Annotated in this window: 16 protein-coding genes and 1 pseudogene; 2 read left to right on the forward strand and 15 right to left on the reverse strand. The window is 66.2% G+C overall.

What is annotated here, in order from left to right; all coding sequences use genetic code 11:
• Positions 1-42: 42 nt before the first annotated feature.
• From ATY02_RS13700 to ATY02_RS13765, 14 genes are all read right to left on the reverse strand, one after another.
• Positions 43-684 (reverse strand): DUF1345 domain-containing protein, encoded by a 642-nt coding sequence (locus ATY02_RS13700; protein WP_053129007.1) that lies wholly within the window; start codon positions 682-684, stop codon positions 43-45.
• A 115-nt stretch (positions 685-799) separates the two neighbouring features.
• Positions 800-1,414, reverse strand: coding sequence for a glutathione S-transferase (locus tag ATY02_RS13705; protein ID WP_068588250.1), 615 nt, complete (start codon positions 1,412-1,414; stop codon positions 800-802).
• On the reverse strand, positions 1,411-5,055 hold the full coding sequence (locus ATY02_RS13710) for an AAA family ATPase (protein WP_068588254.1): 3,645 nt from the start codon (positions 5,053-5,055) through the stop codon (positions 1,411-1,413). Before ATY02_RS13710 ends, ATY02_RS13705 begins: the two co-directional genes overlap by 4 nt.
• Positions 5,052-6,296, reverse strand: a complete 1,245-nt coding sequence (locus tag ATY02_RS13715; RefSeq protein WP_068595962.1) for an exonuclease SbcCD subunit D C-terminal domain-containing protein — start codon at positions 6,294-6,296, stop codon at positions 5,052-5,054. Before ATY02_RS13715 ends, ATY02_RS13710 begins: the two co-directional genes overlap by 4 nt.
• A gap of 135 nt (positions 6,297-6,431) precedes the next feature.
• Entirely contained in the window at positions 6,432-7,403 is a 972-nt protein-coding gene (locus tag ATY02_RS13720; RefSeq protein WP_068588260.1) for a helix-turn-helix domain-containing protein, read from the reverse strand.
• Between the two features lie 90 nt (positions 7,404-7,493).
• Positions 7,494-9,584 (reverse strand): hydantoinase/oxoprolinase family protein, encoded by a 2,091-nt coding sequence (locus ATY02_RS13725; RefSeq protein WP_068588263.1) that lies wholly within the window; start codon positions 9,582-9,584, stop codon positions 7,494-7,496.
• An 18-nt stretch (positions 9,585-9,602) separates the two neighbouring features.
• Positions 9,603-11,348 carry a hydantoinase B/oxoprolinase family protein gene (locus ATY02_RS13730; protein WP_068588266.1) on the reverse strand — a complete coding sequence of 582 codons (1,746 nt, stop codon included), beginning with the start codon at positions 11,346-11,348 and terminating at the stop codon, positions 9,603-9,605.
• Positions 11,349-11,564: 216 nt separating this feature from the next.
• On the reverse strand, positions 11,565-13,199 hold the full coding sequence (locus tag ATY02_RS13735; protein WP_068588269.1) for a BatD family protein: 1,635 nt from the start codon (positions 13,197-13,199) through the stop codon (positions 11,565-11,567).
• Positions 13,196-14,932 (reverse strand): VWA domain-containing protein, encoded by a 1,737-nt coding sequence (locus ATY02_RS13740; RefSeq protein ID WP_068588272.1) that lies wholly within the window; start codon positions 14,930-14,932, stop codon positions 13,196-13,198. Before ATY02_RS13740 ends, ATY02_RS13735 begins: the two co-directional genes overlap by 4 nt.
• Positions 14,929-16,005: a vWA domain-containing protein gene (locus ATY02_RS13745; protein WP_068588274.1), complete on the reverse strand. Its 1,077-nt coding sequence runs from the start codon at positions 16,003-16,005 to the stop codon at positions 14,929-14,931. Before ATY02_RS13745 ends, ATY02_RS13740 begins: the two co-directional genes overlap by 4 nt.
• The gene (locus ATY02_RS13750) at positions 15,998-16,492 is read right to left on the reverse strand and encodes a DUF4381 domain-containing protein (RefSeq protein WP_068588277.1); all 495 of its coding nucleotides are present in this window, start codon (positions 16,490-16,492) and stop codon (positions 15,998-16,000) included. Before ATY02_RS13750 ends, ATY02_RS13745 begins: the two co-directional genes overlap by 8 nt.
• Positions 16,489-17,430 (reverse strand): DUF58 domain-containing protein, encoded by a 942-nt coding sequence (locus ATY02_RS13755; protein ID WP_068588279.1) that lies wholly within the window; start codon positions 17,428-17,430, stop codon positions 16,489-16,491. Before ATY02_RS13755 ends, ATY02_RS13750 begins: the two co-directional genes overlap by 4 nt.
• A 5-nt stretch (positions 17,431-17,435) precedes the next feature.
• Positions 17,436-18,395, reverse strand: coding sequence for an AAA family ATPase (locus ATY02_RS13760; RefSeq protein ID WP_068588282.1), 960 nt, complete (start codon positions 18,393-18,395; stop codon positions 17,436-17,438).
• Between the two features lie 246 nt (positions 18,396-18,641).
• Positions 18,642-18,998 (reverse strand): hypothetical protein, encoded by a 357-nt coding sequence (locus ATY02_RS13765; protein WP_068588284.1) that lies wholly within the window; start codon positions 18,996-18,998, stop codon positions 18,642-18,644.
• 519 nt (positions 18,999-19,517) lie between these two features.
• Here ATY02_RS13765 and ATY02_RS13770 point away from each other — a divergent pair.
• Both ATY02_RS13770 and ATY02_RS36615 read left to right on the forward strand, forming a co-directional pair.
• Positions 19,518-24,377 carry an NAD-glutamate dehydrogenase gene (locus ATY02_RS13770; protein WP_068588288.1) on the forward strand — a complete coding sequence of 1,620 codons (4,860 nt, stop codon included), beginning with the start codon at positions 19,518-19,520 and terminating at the stop codon, positions 24,375-24,377.
• A 135-nt stretch (positions 24,378-24,512) separates the two neighbouring features.
• A pseudogene (locus ATY02_RS36615) lies at positions 24,513-24,691 on the forward strand (DUF3363 domain-containing protein); the annotation flags it as partial.
• Here ATY02_RS36615 and ATY02_RS13780 read toward each other — a convergent pair.
• Positions 24,684-25,583: a LysR family transcriptional regulator gene (locus ATY02_RS13780; RefSeq protein WP_068588290.1), complete on the reverse strand. Its 900-nt coding sequence runs from the start codon at positions 25,581-25,583 to the stop codon at positions 24,684-24,686. The pseudogene ATY02_RS36615 and the gene ATY02_RS13780 overlap by 8 nt on opposite strands.
• Between the last annotated feature and the right edge of the window lie 16 nt (positions 25,584-25,599).

The raw sequence follows: 25,599 nt of genomic DNA on the forward strand, positions 1-25,599 counted from the left end.
TCAACGACCGGGCTGGACGGGCGTCTAGAAGTTTCGTGCAGTTCAGCTGAACAGTCCGGCGGCGATATTGATGGAAAAGCCCAGGATCGCGGTGTTGAACAAAAAGCCGATCAGCGACTGGGCGAGGACGATCCTGCGCAGTTCGCGGGTGGCCACGCCGACGTCCGAGGTCTGCACGGCCACGCCAATGGTGAAGGAGAAGTACAGGAAGTCCCAGTAGTCGGGGTCCTTCAGGTTCTCGGCGAAGCGCAGGGCCGGCTCCGGGCCGTCCCAGGTGTAGTAGAGGCGGGCGTAGTGGACGCTGAAGATCACCCCCACCAGCAGCCAGGAGCCGATCACCGTCAGGCCGGTGAAACCGTAGTGCAGCAGGCGTCGGGTGGTGTCCAGGTCCTTGCTGCCCACCAGTTCCAGGGTGATGGCCACCAGGCTGGCGATGGCGGCGACGCAGACGATCAGCAGAACCAGCCCGGCGTTTTCGTCCTCGGCCTCGGCGATGCGCTTGACCTGGTCGGCCCGGGCCCGGACCGTGAGCCAGAACATCAACGCCAGGTAGGTCCAGACCGCCACGTTCCAGCCGATGAGGATCTTGCCGGTGAGGGTCTGGGCCGGCACCAGCAAGCCGGCGATGCAGCCGGCCAGGACACCGAAGGTCAGGCGGGGATGGGTACGGATCACGATGGACATGGCGGCTCGCCGTTGCAGGACAGGTGCTGAACCTTAGCACGGCAGTTTTGCCGATTTCGCCTGGCGGCAGCCGCGCAGGACCCTCGGCGTTCGGCCAGGCAAGCGCAATTTGGTGTCAGGCGGGCTTGGCCATGATCGCGCTGAACAGCTCGGACTCCAGCCAGCCCTGCAACCAGGCTTGCAGCGCCGGGTAGGACGCCTGGGCGAACCAGTCGCGATCCACGTGGGCGAACTGGCGGACGAAGGGCAGCAGGGCCGCGTCCGCCAGGCTTGGATGGCCGCCCAGCAGATAGCGCTGCTGGCTCAGTAGCCGCTCCAGGCGCGCCAGGAACAGCTCGCCCTGGGCCCGGTAATGCTCCATCGGTGCCTCGGGGTAACGCTCGGCGTACTTGTAGCGATTGAGGTGGACCTTGAACACCTGGTCGTTCTCCTCGATCAGCCCCGCCATCTGCACCCGGGCCTGGGGCTCGCCCAGCAGGCGCCAGTCCCCGGGGTCATTCTGCTCCAGGGCCCAGAGCATGATCTGCAGGCTTTCATCGATCACCCGCTCGCCGACGCTGAGCACCGGCACCGTGCCCTTGGGCGACAGCGCCAGCATTTCGGGTGGCTTGGCCTTGAGGCTGACCTCGACCATTCGTGGTCTCACCCCGGCATAGAGCAGGGCCAGCCGGGCACGCATGGCATAGGGGCAGCGGCGGAACGAGTAGAGGGTGGCCTGGGCGTCGTTCATTTCACCTCCAGGGTGCTCAGGCCGTTGCCCTGGCGGCTGACCTGGATCTGTACCGGGATCCGCTCGTGCATTTCCTGTACATGGGAAATCACCGCCACCTTGCGGCCCTGGGCCTGGAGACCGTCGAGGGCGTCCATGGCCAGCTGCAGCGACTCGGGGTCGAGGCTGCCGAAGCCTTCGTCGATGAACAGCGACTCGATCTTCAAGGTACTCGAGGCCATGGACGCCAACCCCAGGGCTAGCGCCAGGGACACCAGGAAGGTCTCGCCACCGGACAGCGAATGCACCGAACGCAGTTCGTCGCCCATCTCGGTGTCCAGCACCAGCAGGCCGAGCATGCTGCCGCCGCGCTTGAGGCGATAACGCCGCACCAACTGGCGCAGTTGCGCGTTGGCGTGGTGCACCAGCAGGTCGAGGTTGTAGGCCTGGGCGATCTTGCGGAACTTGTCGCCTTCGGCCGAGCCGATCAGGGCGCTGAGCCGGGCCCAGCGCTGCCATTGCTCGTATGCCTGGGCGATGCCCTGGGCCAGGGCCTGGTTGGCCTCCTGGCGACGTTGGTCTTCGCTCTGCCGGGCACGCAGTTCGGCCACTTGCTGTTCGTCGGCCAATGCCTGTTGCTGGGTGGTTTCCAGGGCCTGGGCCAGTTCCTCGGCTTCCAGGTTGCCGTTGTGCTGGGCCTGGTGCTGTTCCAGGCGCTGCTGGCGTTCCTCGAGCAGTACCCGGGCCTGTTCGATGGCCTTGTCGTTGGCCTGCAGGCGCTCGCGCAGTTGGCGGACCTGGCTGTCGTCCAGTTCCAGCAGCGCTTGCAAACCGGCATCGTCGAGTTGCGGGTGCTGGGCGCGCCACTGCTCGATGCTGGCGGCCAGTTGCTGTTGCTCGGCTTCCAGGGCCTGGCAGCGCTCTTGGCCGGCCTTGAGCTCGGCGGCCAGCTGGATCAGTTGCTGCTGCAGTTCCTGCGCCTGCTGCTGGGCCGTGGCCTGGGCCGAGCGGGCCTGCTCGACACTTTGTTCCAGTTGTTGTTGCCAGTGCTCGGCACTGTCGTGGGCTCCCAGCAATTCGGCCAACCGCTGCTGGCGCGCCTGTTGCTGCTGGTGCAGGGCCTCGGCCTGCTGCCGGGCGTCGTGCAGTTGCTGCTGGCGGGTCTGCTGGCGGTCCTGCTCCTTGTCCAGGGCCAGCTGGCGCTGCTGTTGTTCTTGGGTTTCATCCTGCTGTTCGCGCAGTTGCTCGATGCGTTGCAGCACTTGCTGGTCCAGTTGCATGAAGCTCGCCGCCGGGTCGCGGCGCAGGCCGTCGAGCTGCTCGCTGGGCAGCCATTGGCTGAAGCCGCCAAGCTCTTCGTCCAGGCGCTGGCGATCGGCGTCCAGCTGCTCGCGCTGCTTCTCCAGTTGCTGGGCGGCCTGCTGGCTGGCATCGACGGCGGCCTGCAACTGGCCTTGCAGGCGCGCGGCATCCTTTTGCAGGGTCAGCAGGGCGTCCTGGCGCTGCTCGTCCTGGGTGATGCTCTGTTGCAACTGCTCCAACTGCCGTTGCAACCAGGCATCGCGCTGGGGCGGGTCCTGGTCCAGCAACTGGGCGCCCAAGGGGTGGGCTTGCAGGCTCGGAGCCAGGGCCTCTTGTTGGGTGGCCAGTTGTTCCTGTTGCTGTAGCAAGTCTTTCTGCTGGGCGATCAGGCCCTGGACCTGGGCGCGCAGTTCGGCCAGTTGCTCCTTGAGCCCATCCACGACTTTCCGGGCGGCGGCTTCTTCGTTTTCGTCATGGCGCCCAAGGCTTTGCAACAGGGCCTCGGGTTGGTGATACGGATGCTCGACGCTGCCGCACACCGGGCACGGCTGATCGTCCTGCAATTGCGCGCGCAACTCTTCCACGCTGGCGCTGCGGGCCAGGCGCTGGCGCTCCAGCAGGGCCTGGGTCACGCTCAGGGTCTGCTCGGCTACCGCCAGGTCGGCCTTGGCCTGGATACCGGCCTTGGTCAACGCATCGCGCTCGATGGCCGCCGTTTGTTGCTTGTCCTGCAGGGCCTGGGTGCGCTGCTCCAGCTCTTGCTGCTGGGCCCAGAGCCGGGCCAGGTCCTCGAACGAACGTTGCTGCTTGCGGTTGTCCTGGAGCAGGGTGCCCAGCAATTGGATCTGCTCCGCCACGGCCTGGGGCTCGGCGCCGGCCTCGCGGTACAGCAGCTCCAGCTGTGAGCGTTGCTCGCTCAACTGGCGAGCGGCGGTTTCGGCACGCTGCTCAAGGCCCGGCAGTTCCGCCTGGCCCTGGTTCAGGCGATTGCCGATCTGCACCAGTTGCTGCAGGCGCCCGCGATGGGCATCCCAGGCCTCGCTCAGAGGCGCAAGGGCGGCGCTGTGCTGCAGTTGCCCGGCGATCCGTTCCAGGCGCTCGGCCACCAGGCGTTGCTGCTCCTGCAAGTGCTGGATGTCCTGCTGGCCCTGGGTGTTGGCCTGCTCGGCGCGCTCCTGGGCCTGGGTGGCCTGGGCCAGCTCTTGCTCCAGGCGTTGCAGGTTGCCTTGTTCGGCAAAGGCTTCGCGCAGCAATGGGGCCTTGTCGTTGGACTGTTCCTGGGCCTGGGCCAGGCTGGCGGTACTGTCCTGGACCTGTTGCTGGTGCGTTGCCTGCTGTTGTTGCAACTGCGTGTGTCGTGCCTGCTGTTGCTCGATCTGTTGCCGCAGGGGCTCGAGGGTTGCGCTCAGTTCGACCTGGCGCAGGAACTGATGGCGTTGGGGCGCCAGTTGTTCCAGGCGCTCCAGGCGCAGGCGCTCGGGGGCCAGGACCTTTGCCTCTGCCTCGGCTTCCTGCAACTGTTCGGCGGCGCTGTGCCGGGCCTCCTGCCACTGGCGCAATTCCTTGAGCCAGCCGTGCTGGGCCTCCAGCTGCTTGAGTTGCAGTTGCCGGCCCTTGAGCTGGTCACGGGCGGCGCCCAGCTGCTGGTCCAGTTCGGCACGTTCTTCGTCTGGCAGCGGGGCAACGCCGCTGGCCTGGGTGGTGAGGGCCTTGTGCGCTTCGTCGGCTTCCTTGGCCTTGCTGAAGGCGCGCTTGCCCAACTGGCTGTAGATCGCCGTATTGGTGAGCTTTTCCAACAGCTCGCTGCGCTCTTTGTCGTCGGCCTTGAGGAAGGCGCTGAACTCGCTCTGGGCCAGCATCACCGCGCGGGTGAACTGTTCGAAGTTGAGCCCCAGGCGTGCTTCGATCAACTGCTTGTATTCGGCCTTGCTCTGGTTGCTCAGCAGTTGCGCATCGTCCAGGTCGGTGAGGCTCTGGCGGCTGCCCTGCAGCTTGCCGTTGGCCTTGTCTCGGGCGCGGTTGGTTTCCCAGCGGGCGCGGTAGCGGCGGCCGTCGATGCCGACGAAGTCCACCTCGGCAAAACCGCTGCCGGTGCCCCGGCGCAACAAGGTGCGGGGATCGCTGGTGAGAATTTCGCTGTCGACTTCCGGGACCTTGGTTTCCCGGCCGATATTGTTCAGCCGTGGCACGGCGCCGAACAACGCCAGGCACAGGGCATCGAGTAGGGTGCTCTTGCCGGCACCGGTGGGGCCGGTGATGGCGAACAAGCCGGCGCTGGCCAGGGGTTCGGCGGTGAAGTCGATCTCGAACGGGCCGGCCAGGGAGGCCAGGTTCTTCAGGCGGATGGCCAGGATCTTCATGGCTGCTCACCTTCGTGCTGGACGTCCTGCAACAGCAGGGCGAAATCCTTGAGGGTCTGTTCATCCGCTTCATTGGCGTAGGCGTCGCGCCAGGCCCGGCGGAACAGTTCTTCGGGGCTCAGTTGATCCAGTTCGATCAGCTGGCCGCCACTGTCTTGGGTGTCGTGCGCACCCTGGCCGGCGTATTCGGCCGCGATCCTCACCAGGCGCACGGCCTTGCCTTGCAGGGCGCTTTCCAGTTGCTGGCGCAAGTCCGGTTGCGGTTCGTCCAGGCGTACCCGCACTTCCAGCCAGGGCTGGCGTTGTTCTTCGGCCAGCAGGTCGATGTCCGGCAGCGTGCCGAGTTGGCTCAGGACTTCGCCCAGGGGAGCGGGACCGACACGTTGCAGGTTGACCGCCCGCGGGATCAGCCGCGGCTCGACGCTGAGCAACCGCTCGCCGTCCAGGCGGATGTCCAGGACCTGGTGCTTGTAGTCGATCTCGGAGAACGACAGCGGGATCGGCGAGCCGCTGTAGCGGATGCGTTCCTCGCCGTTGACCTTCTGTGGCTTGTGCAGGTGCCCCAGGGCCACGTAGCTGATCTGCGGGCCGAACAGGCTGGCGGGCAGGGCCTCGGCGTTGCCGATCACCAGGCTGCGTTCGGAGTCCTCGGAGACTGAGCCGCCGGCCATGTGCGCGTGGCTTACGGCAATCAGGGCCTGGCCCGGTTGGCGGCGTTCCTCGGCGGCGGCAATCAACCACTCATGGACCTGGGCGATGCCCTGGAGGTAGTCCTCGCCCAGGTGTCGGCCGGTGACTTCCGCCGGTCGCAGGAAGGGCAAGGCCAGGCACCAGGCCGCGACCTTGCCGCTGGCATCGGGCAGGGGCAGCAGCAGGCGCTCGGTATCCAGTTGGCCGTCATCGAGCCACAGCACCCGACCCAGGGCATGGGCGTGCAGGCGCCGCATCAATGGCGCAGGCAGTTCGATACGCGAACCGGAATCGTGGTTGCCGGCGATCATCACGATGCTCAGGCCCGGTTGCTGCTCGTGGGCGCTGACGATGAAGTCGTAGAGCCGTTCCTGGGCTTTGACCGGTGGGTTGACGGTGTCGAAGATATCGCCGGCGATCAGCAGCGCGTCGGGCTGCTCGTGCTTGAGCTGGCGCAGCAGCCACTCGAGGAAGCAGGCGTGTTCGAAGTCGCGCTCCTGGCCATGGAGGTTCTGGCCCAGGTGCCAGTCGGAGGTGTGAAACAGACGCAAGGCAGGCTCCGCATGCAAAAGGCTTGGCCGCACGGCAAATGATCGCGGCGAAAGGGCAGGGAGTTTACTGGCAAATGCGTGTTCATGCCCGGCGCCGTGGCAAATTCCCCGGCGCCTCTGTGTGTGGGGCGGCGTTCAGTGGCGGGGTGCGGCGGTGCTCTGGGCGGCGCGCGCTTCGCTGGCGGTGCACCCGAACTGCTGGCGAAAGTGCCGGGCGAACTGGGCCTGGTCGGCAAACCCCCAGCGCGCGGCCAGCTCGCCGATCGACAGGCGGCAATGGGCGTCGCGCAGTTGGCGGTGCACCGCGTAAAGGCGCTGCTGGCGGATCCATTCGCCCAGGCTGAAGGGGCTGTCGGCAAACAGCTTGTGCAGGTAGCGCAGGGAAATGCCGCAGGCGCTGGCGATCTGCCTGGGGTTGAGCTCTGCCGAGCCCAGGTGCTGGTCCACGTAGCTTTCGATGCGTTGCAGGTGCAGGGCAGCCAGGCTGGAGCTTTCGCTGCTGAGCACCCGTTCGTCCTGGCGCAGGGTCAGCAACAGGGTCGCCAGGGCCTGTTCCAGCAGCATATGCCGCGCCGCCGGGGCGCATTCGTCGAAGCGCGCGGCGCACATGGCCAACTGGTCGGCGAAGATCCGCCCCAGGCCGCGCCGGGCATCGAAACAGAAACGGGTGTAGCGCTCGGCGCCGCGCAACTGGCCGTGCAGGGCCTGTTCCGGCAGCTTGAACACCCACAGGTCGTTGTCGCTGGCGTAGCCGAAGCGGTAGGGCGCATCGCCCCGTTCGAAGATGAAGCTGCCGGGGCGGCAGTGCAGTTCGCGGCCGTCCTGTTCGAACAGCACTTCGTGGCGCCGGGGAATGGTCACCAGGTAGCAGGCCTGGGTGTCGTTGCTGACCTGCGCCTTGCTTCGGGAATAGCCCAGGCGGCTGGAGCGCAGGCGCGACAGGGCGACGGCGCTGCTGGGGGTTTCCCAGATCTGCAGGTTGCCCTGGAAGGGGCCGTCGCTGCTGAATTCAAGGGACAGGGGAAAGTAGGCGTTGCCAATGGCTTCGGCCCAGCGGGGCTGGCATTGGTGTTCGGGCCAGTAACGGGTGGAAAGTTGCTGAACCATCATCACTCCTGCTTTTTTGTGTTTTTAGTCAGGACAGCACCGGGTGGTCAGCCACGGTGCCGGTGATATTTGGGTAAAAGCGCGGGTCGGTCAATCGGCAGGCGTCAGTCGGTAGCAGGCCGAGGGCGCGAGCGTCGCCTGCCAGCCCGGCGGCACCACGATGTTGGTGGTGGCTTCCTCGATCACGCAGGGACCCTTGAGGGTCTGTCCGGCCTGCAACTGCTCGCCCTGGTAGACCGGTGTCGGTTGCCAGCCGCCAGCCTCGTCGAACAGCATCGAGCGCTGTTCTCGGGGCGTTGCCGGCACCTGTCGCTCGGGGATCGGCAGTTCTGGCATCGGTGGGTGTTGCAGCCGGGCGATCACCGAGCATTCAAGGTTGACCAGTTCGATCGGGCTCTGCGGCTCGCTGTAGGAGAACAGCGCCTCGTGCCGCCTGTGGAAGGCCTCGCGCAGGGCCGCGAGGCCGGCCGGGTCCAGCTCGCTGCTGGCCAGCTCAACGCTGCATTCGTGGATCTGCCCCAGGTAGCGGATTTCCAGGTGGTACTGGGTGTCGATCCGGTTGCCGGTGCTGAAGCCGTCCTGGCGCAGGTTCTCCAGGCCCTGTTCGCGCAGCCGGGCCAGGGTCCGGTTGAGTAGCGCCAGGTCCACGTGCTGGTCGTCCAGGCGCATGGGCAGGGTGGTCAACTGGTCGTAGCGGATGTCCGAGAGGATCTGTCCGAAGGCACATAGCCCTGAGGCCACCTTGGGAATCAGCACCACCTGGCTGCCGATTTCCTCGGCCAGGCGGATCACGTGCATGCCCGCCGCGCCGCCGGCGCCGATCAGGGCAAACTGGCGTGGGTCGTAGCCGCGTTCCACCGAGACCCGGCGGATGCCGCTGACCATGTTCAGGTTGACCAGGGTGATGATTCCCAGTGCCGCGCGCTCGAGGCTGATGCCCAGGGGCTCGGCGATCCGGCTGCCGATGGCCTCCAGCGCCGCCTGGCGTGACAGGCGGATGCTGCCGCCGAGCAAGGCGCCGTCTGCCAGGTAGCCCAGCGCCAGGTTGGCATCGGTCACCGTCGGCTCGCTGCCGCCCTTGCCGTAGCACACCGGCCCGGGGTTGGCCCCGGCGCTGCGCGGGCCGACCTGGAGCATGCCGAAGGGGTCCAGGTGGGCGATGGAGCCGCCGCCGGCACCCAGGGTCTCCACCTGGATCATCGGCACGCCGATGCGATAGCGCAAAAAGTCGCTGTCCTTGCTGAAGTTGGTGCGCCCGCCCTGGCTCAGGGTGATGTCGAAGGAGGTGCCGCCCATGTCCACGGTGATCACGTTGTCGATGCCGAACGGCCGGGCCACGCACAGCCCGGCCTGGGGTGCCGAGGCCGGGCCGGAATTGATCGCATTGACCGCCCGGGTGCTCATGATCGCGCCGGGGGCCAGGCCGCCGTTGGACTGGAAGTAGCGGGTCGGTTGCTGGGCCCCCAGTTCTTCGAACAGGTTGTCGATGCGTTCCACGTAGCGTTGCATCACCGGGCTCAGGTAGGCGTTGACCACGGTGCTGGAGGTGCGGGTGTATTCGCGGATCTGCGGGAACACTTCATTGCCGGTACAGACGAAGACCCCGGGCAGGGCTGCGCGTACCAGTTGTGCGGCGCGCTGCTCGTGGGCCGGGTTGCGGACCGACCAGACAAAGGAGATGGCCACCGCCTGGACCTCCTGCTCGCGAAAGTACTCGATGGCCCGCAGGATCGCCGCCTCGTCCAGGGGGGCGTGCTCCTGGCCGTCGCTGCGCATGCGCCCGCCGATGGGCCGGCGCAGATGGCGTGGCACCAGCATGTGCGCCTGGGGGTAGCTGGCGTCGTAGCGGTGGCCGTCTTCCTTGTGCCCCAGGCGGATCTCCAGGCTGTCTTCGTGGCCGTCGGTGCACAGTAGGCCGACCTTGACCCCGGTCTTTTCGATCAGGGCGTTGAGGGCCACGGTGGTGCCGTTGATGCACAGGTCGCAGTCGCCGATGATCTGTGCCGGGCTGCGCCCGAGGGCGTCGGCCATTTGCGCCAGGCCGTTGCGGATGGCCAGGGTGCCGTCCTGCGGGGTCGAGGGGGCCTTGAACAGCTGCACATTGCCGAGTTGGTCGGCGAGGATGAAGTCGGTAAAGGTGCCGCCGGCGTCGATGCCCAGGCGATAGTGTTGCTTGCTCATGGGAGATGCTCCGTGGGGTCAGGGGCGGGCGCGCAGGGCGCGGGTGGCGTCGTGGTCCAGGCGCTGCTCGGTGTCGAACACCACGCCGTAGTCCAGGCGCGCACCTTCGAGGGAGATCAGGCCGTTGCGCAGGTCTTCGGCCACTCGCTCCAGGGGTCGCAGGAAGGGGTCGCCATAGCCGCCACCGCCGGGATTGAGGTTGATCACCCGCTCCCCCGGTTGCGCGATCAACTGGGCGTTGTGCTGGTAGGCCTGTTCCTGGCCGTCGGCGCGGCGATGGGTCAGGCGTCCGAGCTTGGGCGCCAGCAAGCCGTTGCGCGCCCCGGCGGCCCCGGCGGTGGGCAGTTGCCGGCCTTCGCCGAAACCCACCACGGTCATGGGGTGCTGCAAGGGTTCGATCTCGATGCAGGTGCCCGAGCCGCCGCGAAACTGCCCGGCGCCGCCGCTGTCGGTGATCAGGCTGTAGCGGTGGATGAGGATCGGGTAGGCGTATTCCAGCAGTTCGATGTCGCCGGACATCAGCGCGCCGAAGCAGCACAGCGGGCCGCAGGCCGGCCAGCCGTCCATGGCCTGGTTGGCCCCGGCCCCGGAGATGATCGAGGCCAGGACCATGGTCACGTATTCGGCGTTGTCGTTGCGCGGGTCGTGGCCGGCGATGTTGATTCCGCTGGCATGGCCCCAGGACGCGGTGACCCGTTCCGGCGCGGCCTGTTCCAGGGCTTGGCGCACCGCGTCGGCGAGGGTTTCCATGGGGGTGGTGGTGCTGTTGACGTGGGGCGCGGGTTCGCTGGCGTTGCACAGGGTTCCTGGCTCCCCCAGGTCGACGCTGATGCAGCGATACAGACCCTCGTTATAGGGCGGCGGCACCTGGGCGAACATCATCAGCCCAAGGTACACCCCGGACACCGAGTTGCCGGCGTAGGAGTTGATGAAGTAGGGCACCTGGGGCGGGCTGTCGATGCGCACCCGGGCCTGATCGCCGCTGATCTGCACCTGGGCGGTGATGGTCAGCTGGCCCAGGCCGTGGCCCGAGTCCTCCAGCACCGCGCTGCCATGGTAGAGGCCATCCGGCACCTCGCGCAGCAGCGCGCGCATGTGCCGGTCGGCCATGTCCTTGAGCTCGCCAATGCAGGCGCGCACCTGCTCCACGCCGTAGCGCTCCAGGAGTTGCAGCAGGTGCCGCTCGCCGACGCTGCAGGCGCCGTACTGGGCATTCAGGTCGCCTTCCTGGTAGACCCGGGCGCGCATGTTGGTCAGCAGCAGGTTGATCACATCCTCGCGGCGCTGGCCCCGGGACCAGAGCTTGACCGGAGGAATCCGCAGGCCCTCGGCGTAGATTTCCCTGGCATCCGGGTTGTAGCCGGCGGGCACCGGGCCGCCGATGTCGGTGAGGTGGCCCTTGCACACGGTCCAGAACACCAGTTCGCCCTGGTAGAACACCGGTTTGTACATGCAGCAGTCGAGGATATGGCTGCCCTGGTAGGCCGGGTCGTTGTGGTAGATCACGTCCCCTTCGTGGATGTCGTCGCCGAAGAACCCGGCCACGCATTTCATGGCCGGGATCAGCGAGCCGAGGTGGATCGGGATGTCCTGGCCCTGGAGGACCATTTCCGGGAGGTGGTCGAACAACGCATTGGAGTAGTCGTGGGCCAGGTTGAAGACGCTGGAACGGCCGGTTTTCTCCAGGGTCAGGGTCATTTCACGCTGGGCGGTCTCCAGCGCCCCTCGCACCACGGCGAGGGTGATCGGATCTACTGTGCTCATGGCTCACCTGAGTTCTTGTTGTTCTCGAGGTGGTGCGCGACGGCTGTTGCGCCCACGGCCTTAAGTTACGCGCAGGCATGCGCCCCTGGCTTGTCGCCGGGTGCAGGGCTTTTTGCGTTCTGGTGCACGGCCGCCATCGCTGAATGCAGGAGGGGCGCTGCCCGCGAAGAGGCCCGCGAGATCACCTTCGCGGGCAGGCCGGCTCCTGGGGGCGGGTTACTTGGGGTAGAGCGGTGGCAGGCTCGTGGTGTCGGCTTGCGGGGCCTGGGTCCGCTCGGCTACGGGGAGGGTGCCGACTGCTCGCCATAGCTCCTCGCCTTGCCAGTACTGGCCGCTTTCGCTGTAGAGGGCGCCGTTGAGTCCGTCCAGGGCGTCGGAGAGCAGGACAAAACGCGCAGCCATTTCGGCCAGGGTCTCGGGTTGCTGGCGGGCCCAGGCATCCAGGGCCTGGCGCGTGGCTTGGGGATCGTTGGCCTGGCAGGCACGCTTGAGGTCGTCCAGCAGCGAGCGCGGGCTAGGGCCGCTCTGGGCCACCCGTGCTACCGCCGGTTGCGAGCGGGCGCGCCACCACAGGCCGAAGCCCAGCAGGGTGGTACAGGCCAGCAGCAGCGTACTGAGTTGCCAGAGCCACAGGCCTTCGGCGGTGTTGCTGGCCTGTGGGGTGCTGGCCGGAGTGTCCACCATCAGGTTCGGGTTGCTTGCCACCTGCAGGGTTCGTGCCGGCAGGCTGGCGTGTTCCAGGCGGTCTTGCTGGGTGTTCCACCAGGTGACTTCCATGGCCGGCAGCTCGATGTTGCCGGTCCGGCTCGGCACCAGGGCCTGGCGCTCTTCGCGGATGCCCAGCACACCTTGCTCGACCGGCTGGTTGCTCAGTTGCGGCTGATCCGGGTAGCTGCGCAGGCCACTGACCTCGGTGGTCGGTAGCGGCGGCAACTGGGCGCTGGATAAGCCCTCGGCGCGCAGGGTCAGGCTGCGGGTCAGGGAGTCGCCGACCTGGGGCTGCTCAGGCTCGGGGCTCCAGCTCTCGCTCAGGCTCAGGCTGCGGGCCGGCAGCCAGGGCTCGTCGGCAGGGTAGGTGGCCGGCTTGGCCATGACCGCAAGCTCCATTGGCGCCGAGCTGACATGGATCAGCTTGCCGGACCTGGAGGCTTGGGGCGAGTTGTCCTGGGGGTTGCCGGGAGTCGCCAGGGTGGCGCTGAACGTCAGCGATGGGATCTTGAGCACGCCGCTGCGCTGGGGGTAGATGGCATAGCGCATCTCGATCACCCCGTGGCGCACGCCATTGATGAGCTTCTCGTAGGTGCGCGGTTCTCCCAGCTGTTCGACCCGGGCATCGCTCAGTTGCAAGGGGCTCAGGTTACTGTCATCGAACAACGGCACCGAATGGTAGATGTGCAGGGTCAGCAGGGCCTGGGCCTGGACATAGACCTTGGGCTGGTCCAGCTCGGCATCGATGAACACCGGCTCCAGGTGCGTTTGCTGCTCCTGCGCAGGGGTGGCGTTGACCTGCAGGGTCAGGGCCTGGCTGCGCATCTCGCCCAGTTGCAGTGGCTCGATGGCCAGGGTGCCGGTGTGCAGCGGCAGCAGGGTGATGATCCAGCGGGTACTGGCGTGGCTGTCCCCGAGGCTGTTGAGCTGGTTGACCTGGCGCGTGCCGCGTACTTCGAACTGCGCCTGCAGAGGGGTCAGGTCCGGCTTGCCGAACTGGGTGACATCACTGGACTCCAGGGTCAGCTCGACGGTTTCCCCGGCGTTCACCTGGCTGCGGTCCAGGCTGGCGAGCAGCCCGGCGGCTTGGGACTGTGAGCACCAGAGCACAAGGGCAAGCAGAAGGGCGGTGCAGCGGCTCATCGAGTTTTTCCCTGATCCTGATGGGTTTGCTGTTCGTACCAGAACTTGCGCCTGAGCAGTTCCCCCGGATCGTCCGGGATCTTGCGCAGCCACTGCTCCAGTGCCTGTTGGTGTTCAGCATCCAGGCTGTCTACCGCCGGGCGCAGCGGGGTGGTTGTGTGTTCGTCGTCCAGTTCGCTGCCGGGGACCTCGCTGTGCCCTGGGGCCTGCGGGTCCGGTTGCGTGGTTTCACCTGTACCTGGCGTTGCCGGAGGAGGCTCGACTGGAGTCTCGCTGCCGGGCACCGGGGTGGTGGCCGCGCCATTGGCCTCGGAGCGGGCGCTGTCCTCGGCCTCGGGGTCGGCCGTCTGTGGCGCTGGCGGCTCGGCAGCCTGTTGCTGCAGCAGGCTTTGCACCAGGGCCAGGTTCTGCTGTGCCGGTTGCAGGTCGGGCTCCAGGTCCAGCGCCTGTTCGTAGGCGTCGACAGCCGCCTCCAGCTCGCCGCTGCGGGCCAGGGCATTGGCGCGATTGTAATGGGCGCGGGCATCGTTGCCTTCGGCAAAGCGCTCGGCGGCGGCAGTGTAGTTGCCGGCTTCGTACAACGCCATGCCTTGCCACTGCCGGTCCTGGAAGTGCCGCGCGGCTTCGGCTGGGCGCTGTTGCTGCAACAGGCGCTGGCCCTGTTGGTCGGGGCGCAGCCAGAGATCGTTGAAGTCGAAGGCGTAGCTGGGTTGTGGTGCGCCGAGCAACAGCAGCGGCAGGCAGAACAGCCAGCCTCGGCGACCGGCGCAGGCGGCCAGGAGCAGCAACGGTAGCAGCAGCCAATAACCCTGGTCGGCCCAGGTATCCAGGCGCAGGGTCTGGCCGTCGTTGCGCACGCCTTGGGGGTTGCCTAGCAGGCCCAGGCCTCGCAGGTCGCTGTCATCCAGGCGTGCCTGGCGATAACGGCCGTCGACCTCGCCGATGAATTGCTTGAGGCTCGGGCTGTCCAGGCGCGATACCAGGATCGCCCCCAGGTCATCCTTGAGGTAACTGCCATCATCCAGAGGCACCGGGGCCCCGTCGCGACTGCCGATACCCAGCATCAGCAACTGTGGGCCATCGCCGTCCAGGGCCTGGCGGATGCCCTGGCGCTCCTGTTCGCTGAGGGAGGAGGCCATCAGCAGTACCCGGCCCTGGCCCAGGGCACCCTGGTCCAGCAGCTTGAGCGCCTTGAGCAAGGCCAGGTCGGCGCGCTGGCCGGCCTCGGGCATGATCGACGGCTTGAGGGCGTCCAGCAGGTTGCGACTGGTCGCCAGGTCGTCGGACAGCGGCACCAGGGTGTGGGCGCTGCCGGCATAGACCACGATGGCGGTCTGGGCATCGCTGCGCAGGGCCAAGAGGTCCAGCAGTTTGTGCCGGGCCTGGTCCAGGCGATTGGGCGGCACATCGCCGGCCAGCATCTGCGGGGTCAGTTCCAGCAGCACCACCAGCGGATCGGCGGGCTTCTGGCTGGTCTGTTCCACGCGCTGCCAGCTGGGGCCCATCAGGGCCAGCACCGCCAGCAACCAGGCCAGGCCCAGGGCGATCCATGGCAGCTTGCTTTCGCGACCACTGCCGCCGCTGAGCAGGGCGGCATGAAAGGCCGGTGGCAGGATCAGTTGCCAGCGTCCGGCACGTTTCTGCCGGTGCCAGAGCTTCCATAGCAGCAATGCCAGCAGCGGTAGCACCAGCAGCCACCAGGGTCGGAACCAGTGAGGCCAGAGGCTGATCATCGACGCCTCCGCAGGCGCAGGCGCTTGAGGCGTTGTCGCCAGTCGGGCAAGGGTTGCAGAAAGTGCTCCTGGGTGAGGAATCGTTGCAGGGGGTTGTGCGGCCAGCGCTCGCGCACCACCAGCAGTACGCTGAGCAGCAGCGCCGCCGCCAGTGGCCAGCTATACAGGGCCTGGGCCGGACGGGCCTGGGTCGGTTGCTGGGCCACCGGCTCCAACTGGTCGAGGGTGTCCTTGATCGTCGCCAGCTCCTGGCCGTCGCGGGCACGGAAGTAGCGCCCGCCGGTGACCTCGGCCAGCTCCTTGAGCGCCGGTTCGTCCAGGTCCAGGCTGGGGTTGATCCCCAGTACGCCCAGGGTGGCGCTCTGTTCGGGATCGGCACCGATGCCGATCGGATAGATCTTCACGCCTTCCTCGGCGGCCAAACGCGCGGCGGTGATGGGGGCGATCTCGCCGCCATTGTTGGCGCCATCGGTCACCAGGATCAGCACCCGGCTCTGGGCCGGGCGCAGGCGCAGGCGTTTCAGGGCCAGGCCAATGGCGTCGCCGATGGCGGTGTTCTTGCCGGCGATGCCGATCTTCGCCTCATCCAGCCAGACCCGCACTGTATGCCGGTCGAAGGTCAGGGGCGCTTGCAGGTAGGCCTTGCTGCCGAACAGGATCAAGCCCACCCGGTCGCCTTCGCGATGTTCGAGAAAGTCTCCCAAGAGGTGCTTGACCAGGCTCAGGCGGCTGACGTCCTCGTCTTGCCACTGCATGTCGGGGAAGTCCATGGAGCCGGAAACATCCACCGCCACCAGCAGGTCGCGGCCGCTGGCGGCCACCGGCAGCGGTTCCCCCAGCCATTGTGGGCGTGCCGCCGCCAGCAGGAGCAGGACCCACAGCAGGATGAAGCGGGCCTGCTGGCGCCAGGTGGGCAGGTGCGCCCGGGCGCGCCTGCGCGACAGGCTTTCCAGGTCGCTGAGGAAGCTGACCTTGAGCGCCGGTTCGCCGCTATCGGCCACTGGCAATACCAGGCGCAACAACCAGGGCAGGGGCAGCAGGGCGAAGACCCATGGCCAGGCGAACTCAAACATGCTTGCGAATCCAGGTATCCACCGCCTGGGTCAGGCCGGCGATGGCTTTGTCGTCGAGCTTGCACTCGGGCTTGTAGGCGCCTTCGACCAAGACCATCCAGCGGGTCAGCCCGGCGGCCGGGCAGCGGTTGTCGAGGAACGCCAGCCACTTGCGACCGTTGAGGGTATGGCTCTGGCTATTGGGGTAGTGGTTGCGGCACAGGCGCTTGAGCAGCGCGTTGAGCGCCTGCAGCCAGGCGCCGGCCGGGGCGCCGTCATAGGGCTTGGGCAGCAGCGCCAGTTCCGCCAGGGCGGCCAGGCGCACCGGGTCCAGGGGTTGCTCGGCCCGGGTCGGTGCTTTCTTGCGTGGCCACAGGTGCCGCCAATGCCAGGCCGCGAAAGCCAATGCCGGTAGCAATACGGCCAGCAACCACCAGCCTGGCGCTGGTGGCCACAGGCCGACTGGCGGCGGTGGCAGCAGGGGTTGCAGTTGCTCCAGGCTGCTCATCGGCCGGCTCCCGGACGCTGCGGGTTGAGGTACTCGCGCAGTTGCTCGACCATCTCGCTCTGGGTACTCAAGGGCATCAGCAATACCCGCAGTTTTTGCGCCAGGCGCTCCCAACGGGCGATGCGTGCTTCGCTCTGGGCACGGTAGGCCTGGCGCAGCTCATAGCTCAGGGTATCGAGTTCCAGCTGTGCGCCGCGCTCGGCGAAGCGCATCAGGCCGGCGGCGGGCAGGGCGTGGTCCAGGGGATCGGAGAGCGGCATCAGTAGCAGGTCGCAATGACGCGACAGCAGGCTCAGTTGTTGCTCGGCGGCATCGCTCAGGGCGCGCTCGTCGCAGATCACGATCACCAGGCTGCCAGGGCGCAGCACTTCGCGGCCGCGCAGCAGGGCGGTGCCGAGGGCGTCGCGCTGGGGCTGGGCTTCGGCGTGCAGCGACTGGTTGACCCGCACCAGGCGGTTGAGCAATTGCAGCAGGCTCTGCTTGCTGCGCCGGGGCTTGATCTCGTAGTGCTCGTCGTCGCCAAAGACCAGGCCACCGACCCGGTCGTTGTGGCCCAGGGCGGCCCAGCCGATCAGGCTCGCGGCCTGGGCGGCGAGCACCGACTTGAACATCAGCCCGGAGCCGAAGAACAGCTGGCGGCTCTGCTCGACCATGATGAAGATTGGCCGCTCGCGCTCTTCGTGGAACAACTTGGTATGGGGTTCCTGGGTCCGCGCGGTGACGCGCCAATCGATGGTGCGCACGTCGTCGCCGGCCTGGTAGACCCGTACCTGGTCGAAGTCCACCCCACGCCCGCGCAGCTTGGAATGGTGCAGCCCCACCAGCGGGCTGCGCTGGCTGGGCGTGGAGAACAGCTGCACCTCGCGCACGCGGTGGCGCATCTCGATCAGTTCACCGAGGGTGATGCGGATGCCGGGTTCGGCGCTGGCGTGGGTCATGGAGGTCAGGCGACGGCAACGACGTCGAGGATGCGCTGTACCACACGGTCCTGGTCGATGCCTGCCGCTTCTGCTTCGAAGGACAGGATGATGCGATGGCGCAACACGTCGAACAGCACCGCCTGGATGTCCTCGGGGCTGACGAAGTCGCGTCCGGCCAGCCAGGCATGGGCGCGCGCGCAGCGATCCAGGGCGATGGAGCCGCGGGGGCTGGCGCCGTAGGCGATCCACTCGGCCAGTTCCGGGTCGAACTTGCCCGGGGTGCGGGTGGCCATGACCAGTTGCACCAGGTATTCCTCCACCGCATCGGCCATGTACAGGCCGAGGATTTCCTTGCGGGCGGCGAAGATCGCCTGCTGGCTGACCCGTCGCTCCGGCATGGTCTCGCCGTTCAGCGCTTCGCCCCGGGCCTGCTGGAGGATGCGCCGCTCAACGGCGGCATCCGGGAAACCGATCTTGACGTGCATCAGGAAGCGGTCGAGCTGGGCTTCGGGCAGCGGGTAGGTGCCCTCCTGCTCGATGGGGTTCTGGGTCGCCATCACCAGGAACAGCGGCGACAGTTCATAGGTGCTGCGACCGACGCTGACCTGGCGCTCGGCCATGGCCTCCAGCAGCGCCGACTGGACCTTGGCCGGGGCCCGGTTGATCTCGTCCGCCAGCACCAGGTTGTGGAAGATCGGGCCTTGCTGGAACACGAAGCTGCCGGTTTCCGGGCGATAGATCTCGGTGCCGGTGATGTCGGCGGGCAGCAGGTCGGGGGTGAACTGGATTCGATGGAACTGTGCTTCGACGCCGTCGGCCAACTCCTTGATGGCCTTGGTCTTGGCCAGGCCCGGAGCGCCCTCGACCAGCATGTGGCCGTCGGCGAGCAGGGCGATGAGCAAGCGCTCGATGAGTTTTTCCTGGCCGAGAATCTGCGTTGAAAGAAAGGTTCGCAGCGCTAAGAGCGCTTCACGATGTTCCATCGATGAGTGTTCCTGGAGAGGGTGCGCCCGGACGTTGTGATAACGCCCGGGCCGGGGGCGATACTTTAATCCATAGCAGGCCCCGCCGACTAACGGGGAAAGAGTGATTTCGAAAAAATCCCGACTTTTTCGCAAGGCGCCTGGCACGACCGGAGCCTGGTGCCCGCTATGGGGGCATGTGCAGCTTGCGGTAGTGGCTACACGATGCCCACGGCACCCTAGGAACTGGCGCCTGCTGCCACAGGCTCAGGACAGTTGGCTGATGTAGGTGCCGGTGCCCTTGAGGATGTTCTTGAGGGTCAGCTCCACTTCGGCCAGGTCGGCGGCGCTGGTGGCGTGGTGGATTTGCAGGTGGTCCGAGCCGTTGAGGGCATCGGCGTCGGTCGCGGCGATCTCGATCAGCAGGGTGGTGGGGCTGAGGGTCACCTTGACCCCGTCCAGGGTCGAGGGCTCGCCGTCGAGGGTGATTTCCAGCTCATCCTCGTCCGGATAGCGGCTCATCAGGAACATCTCGCCCTGGGTGCTGTGGCAGCAGAGCATGGCCATGTTGTCTTCTTCGTCATCGCAGGGGTTGGCGATCAGGTGGGCGGTGGTCATCTGCATGGAGGTATTCCTGGGGCAGGGCAAAAGAGGCAATTCTGCCAGCGCCGGGGAATTTCTGCTGATCTGTCTGCCAGTGGACAGGTTGTGAACGCAATCGGTGCCTCGGTCATTTTTGGTACGCAAGTCCCGTGAAAGCGGGGAAAACCCAAGGTTTTTCTCCAGTGGCTGCTAGTGTTGTTCTGGGCGTGAGCAGCCGGTTGCGTGCCGTTGACCGAATATGTCGCAGCATCGCAAGCAGCTGTCGCATCGCACTCGTTAAGCTGCGCAGCGGACAATTTGTTCTCAAGTGCAATGGGTTGCGTCTGTTTTGTGATGATCACCGGCCAAGGCATGGCCCCGTTCGCCTTGGCAGATGCCCATCCCGGGAAGAAGTGAATGTGACCTGCACGCCTCGTCCAGCTTCATTCACCTGGCACCCTGCAACCTCTGCCCGAGATTCAGGAGCAGGATGCCCCGGCGCCCCTCAAGGGGCCACACGCGACGCTACCATCAATAACAAGCTCAAGCGGAGTACCACAGATGGCGTTCTTCACCGCAGCCAGCAAGGCCGACTTCCAGCACCAACTGCAAGCGGCACTGGCGCAGCACATCAGTGAACAGGCACTGCCACAAGTGGCGCTGTTCGCTGAACAATTCTTCGGCATCATTTCCCTGGACGAACTCACCCAGCGTCGCATGTCCGACCTGGCGGGCTGCACCCTCTCTGCCTGGCGCCTGCTTGAGCGCTTCGATCACGCGCAACCGCAAGTGCGCGTCTACAACCCCGATTACGAACGTCATGGCTGGCAGTCGACCCACACCGCGGTGGAAGTCCTGCACCATGACCTGCCTTTCCTGGTGGACTCGGTCCGCACCGAGCTCAACCGTCGCGGCTACAGCATCCACACCCTGCAGACCGCCGTGCTCAGCGTGCGCCGCGGCAGCAAGGGCGAGCTCCTGGAGATCCTGCCCAAGGGCACCCAGGGCGAAGGCGTGCAGAAAGAGTCGCTGATGTACCTGGAGATCGACCGCTGCGCCAACGCCGCCGAACTGAGCGTGCTGGGCAAGGAGCTGGAGCAGGTGCTGGGCGAGGTGCGTGTCGCCGTGGCCGACTTCGAGCCGATGAAGGCCAAGGTCCAGGAACTGATCCAGAGCATCGACAACAGCCAGTTCGCCATCGCCGCCGACGAGAAGTCCGAGATCAAGAGCTTCCTGGAGTGGCTGGTGGACAACCACTTTACCTTCCTGGGCTACGAGGAGTTCGTGGTCGGCACCGACCAGGACGGCGGGCATATCGAATATGACCCGAACTCCTTCCTGGGCCTGGCCAAGCTGCTGCGCGCCGGCCTCACCGGCGACGACCTGCACATCGAAGACTACGCCGTGAACTACCTGCGCGAGCCGACGCCGCTGTCGTTCGCCAAGGCTTCGCTGCCCAGCCGCGTGCATCGCCCGGCCTACCCGGACTTCGTGTCGATCCGCCAGATCGATGCCGACGGCAAGGTGATCAAGGAATGCCGCTTCATGGGCCTCTACACCTCCTCGGTGTATGGCGAGAGCGTGCGGGTGATCCCGTACATCCGCCGCAAGGTCGAGGTCATCGAGCAGCGTTCCGGCTTCCAGCCCAAGGCCCACCTGGGCAAGGAACTGGCCCAGGTCCTGGAAGTGCTGCCCCGTGACGATCTGTTCCAGACGCCGGTGGACGAGCTGTTCAGCACCGTGATGTCCATCGTGCAGATCCAGGAACGCAACAAGATCCGGGTATTCCTGCGCAAGGACCCGTACGGCCGTTTCTGCTACTGCCTGGCCTACGTGCCGCGCGACATCTATTCCACCGAAGTGCGGCAGAAGATTCAGCAGGTCCTGATGGAACGCCTGCAGGCCACCGACTGCGAGTTCTGGACCTTCTTCTCCGAGTCGGTCCTTGCCCGCGTGCAACTGATCCTGCGGGTCGACCCGAAACAGCGCATCGACATCGATCCGCTGCTGCTGGAGCGCGAAGTGGTGCAGGCCTGCCGCAGCTGGCAGGACGACTACGCCAGCCTGGTGGTCGAGAGCTTCGGCGAGGCCCATGGCACCAATGTCCTGGCTGACTTCCCGAAAGGTTTCCCGGCCGGCTACCGCGAGCGTTTCGCCGCCCACTCGGCGGTGGTGGACATGCAGCACCTGCTGAGCCTGAGCGAAAGCAACCCGCTGGTGATGAGCTTCTACCAGCCCCTGGGCCAGGTGACCGGCCAGCGCGAGCTGCACTGCAAGCTGTACCACGCCGATACCCCGCTGGCGCTGTCCGACGTGCTGCCGATCCTGGAAAACCTCGGCCTGCGGGTCCTGGGTGAGTTCCCGTATCGCCTGCGCCACAACAATGGCCGCGAGTTCTGGATCCACGATTTCGCCTTCACCGCCGCCGAGGGCCTGGACCTGGATATCCAGCAGCTCAACGACACGCTGCAGGACGCCTTCGTCCACATCGTCAGCGGCGACGCCGAGAACGATGCCTTCAACCGCCTGGTGCTGACCGCAGGCCTGCCATGGCGCGACGTGGCGCTGCTGCGTGCCTACGCCCGCTACCTGAAGCAGATCCGCTTGGGCTTCGACCTGGGCTATATCGCCAGCACCCTGAACAACCACACCGACATCGCCCGCGAACTGACCCGGTTGTTCAAGACCCGCTTCTACCTGGCCCGCAAGCTGACCCAGGAAGACTTGGACGACAAGCAGCAGCGCCTGGAGCAAGCGATCCTCACCGCCCTGGACGACGTCCAGGTGCTCAACGAGGACCGCATCCTGCGGCGCTACCTGGACCTGATCAAGGCCACCCTGCGCACCAACTTCTACCAGCCCGATGCCAACGGCCAGAACAAGTCGTACTTCAGCTTCAAGTTCAATCCGAAGCTGATCCCCGAGCTGCCCAAGCCAGTGCCGAAGTTCGAGATCTTCGTCTACTCGCCACGGGTCGAGGGCGTGCACCTGCGCTTCGGCAACGTCGCCCGCGGCGGCCTGCGCTGGTCGGACCGCGAGGAAGACTTCCGTACCGAAGTCCTGGGCCTGGTAAAAGCCCAGCAAGTGAAGAACTCGGTGATCGTGCCGGTGGGCGCCAAGGGCGGCTTCCTGCCGCGTCGCCTGCCACTGGGCGGCAGCCGTGACGAGATCGCCGCTGAAGGCGTAGCGTGCTACCGCATCTTCATCTCCGGCCTGCTGGACATCACCGACAACCTCAAGGACGGTGGCGTGGTGCCGCCGGCCAACGTGGTTCGCCACGACGACGATGATCCGTACCTGGTGGTGGCGGCCGACAAGGGCACCGCGACCTTCTCCGACATCGCCAACAGCATCGCCATCGACTACGGCTTCTGGCTCGGCGACGCCTTCGCCTCCGGTGGTTCGGCCGGCTACGACCACAAGAAGATGGGCATCACCGCCCGTGGCGCCTGGGTCGGCGTGCAGCGTCACTTCCGCGAGCGCGGCATCAACGTCCAGGAAGACCCGATCAGCGTGGTGGGCGTGGGCGACATGGCCGGCGACGTGTTCGGCAACGGCCTGCTGATGTCCGACAAGCTGCAACTGGTGGCGGCGTTCAACCACCTGCATATCTTCGTCGACCCGAATCCGGATCCGGCCACCAGCTTCGTCGAGCGCAAGCGCCTGTTCGACCTGCCGCGCTCGGCCTGGAGCGACTACGACGCCAGCATCATGTCCGAGGGTGGCGGCATCTTCTCCCGTAGCGCGAAGAGCATCGCCATTTCGCCGCAGATGAAGGAACGCTTCGACATCCAGGCCGACAAGCTGACCCCGACCGAGCTGCTCAACGCCTTGCTCAAGGCGCCGGTGGACCTGTTGTGGAACGGTGGCATCGGTACCTATGTCAAGGCCAGCAGCGAAAGCCACGCCGATGTCGGCGACAAGGCCAACGACGCCCTGCGGGTCAACGGCAACGAACTGCGCTGCAAGGTGGTGGGTGAGGGCGGCAACCTGGGCATGACCCAACTGGGTCGCGTCGAGTTCGGCCTCAACGGCGGCGGCTCCAACACCGACTTCATCGACAACGCCGGTGGCGTGGACTGCTCCGACCACGAAGTGAACATCAAGATCCTGCTCAACGAAGTGGTGCAGGCCGGCGACATGACCGACAAGCAGCGCAACCAGCTGCTGGCGAGCATGACCGACGAAGTGGCGGGCCTGGTCCTGGGCAACAACTACAAGCAGACCCAGGCCCTGTCCCTGGCTGCGCGTCGTGCCTACGAGCGGATCGCCGAGTACAAGCGCCTGATGGGCGACCTGGAAGGCCGTGGCAAGCTGGACCGGGCCATCGAGTTCCTGCCCAGCGAAGAGCAGCTCAACGAGCGCGTCGCCGCCGGCAAGGGCCTGACCCGTCCGGAGCTGTCGGTGCTGATCTCCTACAGCAAAATCGACCTCAAGGAGCAGCTGCTGGGCTCCCAGGTGCCGGACGACGACTACCTGACCCGCGACATGGAAACCGCGTTCCCGCCGACCCTGGTCAGCAAGTTCGCCGAAGCCATGCGTCGTCACCGCCTGAAGCGCGAGATCGTCAGCACCCAGATCGCCAACGACCTGGTCAACCACATGGGCATCACCTTCGTGCAGCGCTTGAAGGAGTCCACCGGCATGAGCCCGGCCAACGTGGCCGGCGCCTATGTAATCGTGCGTGACATCTTCCACCTGCCGCACTGGTTCCGCCAGATCGAGGCCCTGGATCACCAGGTCTCGGCACAGGTGCAGCTGGAGCTGATGGACGAGCTGATGCGCCTGGGTCGCCGGGCTACCCGCTGGTTCCTGCGCAGCCGTCGCAACGAGCAGGATGCCGCCCGTGACGTGGCGCACTTCGGTCCGCACCTGGCAGCCCTGGGCCTGAAGCTCGACGAGCTGCTGGAAGGTCCGACCCGCGAAGGCTGGCAGTCGCGCTACACCGCCTACGTCGAGGCTGGTGTACCGGAGCTGCTGGCACGCATGGTGGCCGGTACGACCCACCTGTACACCCTGCTGCCGATCATCGAGGCTGCCGACGTCACCGGGCACAACGCCGCCGATGTGGCCAAGGCCTACTTCGCCGTAGGTAGCGCCCTGGACCTGCCGTGGTACCTGCAGCAGATCAGCGATCTGCCGGTGGCCAACAACTGGCAGGCCCAGGCACGCGAAGCCTTCCGCGACGACGTGGACTGGCAGCAGCGGGCGATCACCATCTCGGTCCTGCAAATGGCCGATGCGCCACAAGACATGGAAGCCCGCGTGGCCCTGTGGCTTGAGCAGAACCTGAGCATGGTCGAGCGCTGGCGCGCGATGATGGTGGAAATCCGTGCCGCCAGCGGCACCGACTACGCCATGTACGCAGTGGCCAACCGGGAACTGCTGGACCTGGCCATGAGCGGCCAGTCGGGCCTGTAACCGACCGCCCCCGCTGCAACGCAAAAGCCCCGTATCGCAAGATACGGGGCTTTTTTCATTCAGGCGCCTACGGTCAGGAGCTGTGCGAAAAGTTCATGGAGGATCGCTCCAGGCAGCGCAACAAGCCCAGCACTCCGGCGCTGCATCATGCTCGCCAGCGGGCGCTGGGCCATGCTTGATGACGGCATGGGATTTTCGCTGCTGCCAAGGAAGCCTGTGATCGAGCAGCGCCTAGGCCAACAGCTTGCCGCCGGGGTACACGGCACAGGCGTGTCCTGGAAATTGGGTGGCAACGCGGACCTCCAATCATCTGAGTGATCCCGCCGGGAACAGATGTTCAGCCATGAAATCAACGAACGCCCGCACTCTGGGCAACAGCTGCCGATTGGAGGGCCACAATACCCAGAAGGTACTGGACGAACCGGCCCAGTCGTCCAACACCGTCACCAGTTCTCCACGATCGAGGGCTGCCTTGACCGCGAAGTCCGGCAGATAGGCGATACCGTGGCCCTGGATAGCCATGTGCCGCAGCGTCTCCAGGTGGTTGCTCGTCATGCTTGGTGCTGGGCGTAGGTCGACGTCTTCGTCGCCGCGTCGCAAACGCCATTTCTCCAGCAGGCCGGTACTTGGGACGCGATGCAGCAAGCAAGCGTGCCGGGCGATGTCCTCGGGCTGTTGGGGCCTGTCGTGCTGCTCGAAATAGCCTGGTGCGCCCACGCAGACAAAGCGGCTGATACCCAGGCGCTTGCTCATCAGTCGGGAGTCGCTCAACTCTCCAGTGCGCACCACCGCATCGAACCCTTCGTCCACGACATCCACCAAGCGGTCGCTGAAATCCAGGTCGAGTTCGATCTGCCGATAGTGGCTGGCAAAAGCCGACAACACCGGCCACATCAACCCGCTGACCAGAGGCAGGCTTACCCGCAGCCGGCCTTGCGGGGTCGCCGTCGTGCTGGCCAACTCATGCTCGGCCGCAGCGATCTCGGCAAGAATGCGCCGACAGCGTTCGAGGAACAGCGCGCCTTCCGCTGTGAGGCTCACGCTGCGGGTACTGCGTTGAAACAGGCGCACGCCCAGCTTCTGCTCCAGCCGGGCCACGCCCTTGCTGACCGCCGATGCGGAGATACCCAACTGCCGTCCCGCTGTCGCGAAGCTGCGCGATTCGGCTACCTGCACAAAGATCGTCATGCCGCCGTGGCTATCCATTTCATCCCTCCAATTG

The sequence above is a fragment of the Pseudomonas sp. BIOMIG1BAC genome (genome assembly GCF_001705995.2).
Classification (GTDB): domain Bacteria; phylum Pseudomonadota; class Gammaproteobacteria; order Pseudomonadales; family Pseudomonadaceae; genus Aquipseudomonas; species Aquipseudomonas sessilinigenes.

Coding starts and splice junctions, on each gene's coding strand:
- ATY02_RS13740 (WP_068588272.1), bottom strand. CDS start 14,932: ATGATCAGCCTCTGGCCTCACTGGTTCCGACCCTGGTGGCTGCTGGTG.
- ATY02_RS13710 (WP_068588254.1), bottom strand. CDS start 5,055: ATGAAGATCCTGGCCATCCGCCTGAAGAACCTGGCCTCCCTGGCCGGC.
- ATY02_RS13725 (WP_068588263.1), bottom strand. CDS start 9,584: ATGAGCAAGCAACACTATCGCCTGGGCATCGACGCCGGCGGCACCTTT.
- ATY02_RS13720 (WP_068588260.1), bottom strand. CDS start 7,403: ATGGTTCAGCAACTTTCCACCCGTTACTGGCCCGAACACCAATGCCAG.
- ATY02_RS13730 (WP_068588266.1), bottom strand. CDS start 11,348: ATGAGCACAGTAGATCCGATCACCCTCGCCGTGGTGCGAGGGGCGCTG.
- ATY02_RS13760 (WP_068588282.1), bottom strand. CDS start 18,395: ATGGAACATCGTGAAGCGCTCTTAGCGCTGCGAACCTTTCTTTCAACG.
- ATY02_RS13755 (WP_068588279.1), bottom strand. CDS start 17,430: ATGACCCACGCCAGCGCCGAACCCGGCATCCGCATCACCCTCGGTGAA.
- ATY02_RS13750 (WP_068588277.1), bottom strand. CDS start 16,492: ATGAGCAGCCTGGAGCAACTGCAACCCCTGCTGCCACCGCCGCCAGTC.
- ATY02_RS13735 (WP_068588269.1), bottom strand. CDS start 13,199: ATGAGCCGCTGCACCGCCCTTCTGCTTGCCCTTGTGCTCTGGTGCTCA.
- ATY02_RS13780 (WP_068588290.1), bottom strand. CDS start 25,583: ATGGATAGCCACGGCGGCATGACGATCTTTGTGCAGGTAGCCGAATCG.
- ATY02_RS13705 (WP_068588250.1), bottom strand. CDS start 1,414: ATGAACGACGCCCAGGCCACCCTCTACTCGTTCCGCCGCTGCCCCTAT.
- ATY02_RS13765 (WP_068588284.1), bottom strand. CDS start 18,998: ATGCAGATGACCACCGCCCACCTGATCGCCAACCCCTGCGATGACGAA.
- ATY02_RS13700 (WP_053129007.1), bottom strand. CDS start 684: ATGTCCATCGTGATCCGTACCCATCCCCGCCTGACCTTCGGTGTCCTG.
- ATY02_RS13745 (WP_068588274.1), bottom strand. CDS start 16,005: ATGTTTGAGTTCGCCTGGCCATGGGTCTTCGCCCTGCTGCCCCTGCCC.
- ATY02_RS13770 (WP_068588288.1), top strand. CDS start 19,518: ATGGCGTTCTTCACCGCAGCCAGCAAGGCCGACTTCCAGCACCAACTG.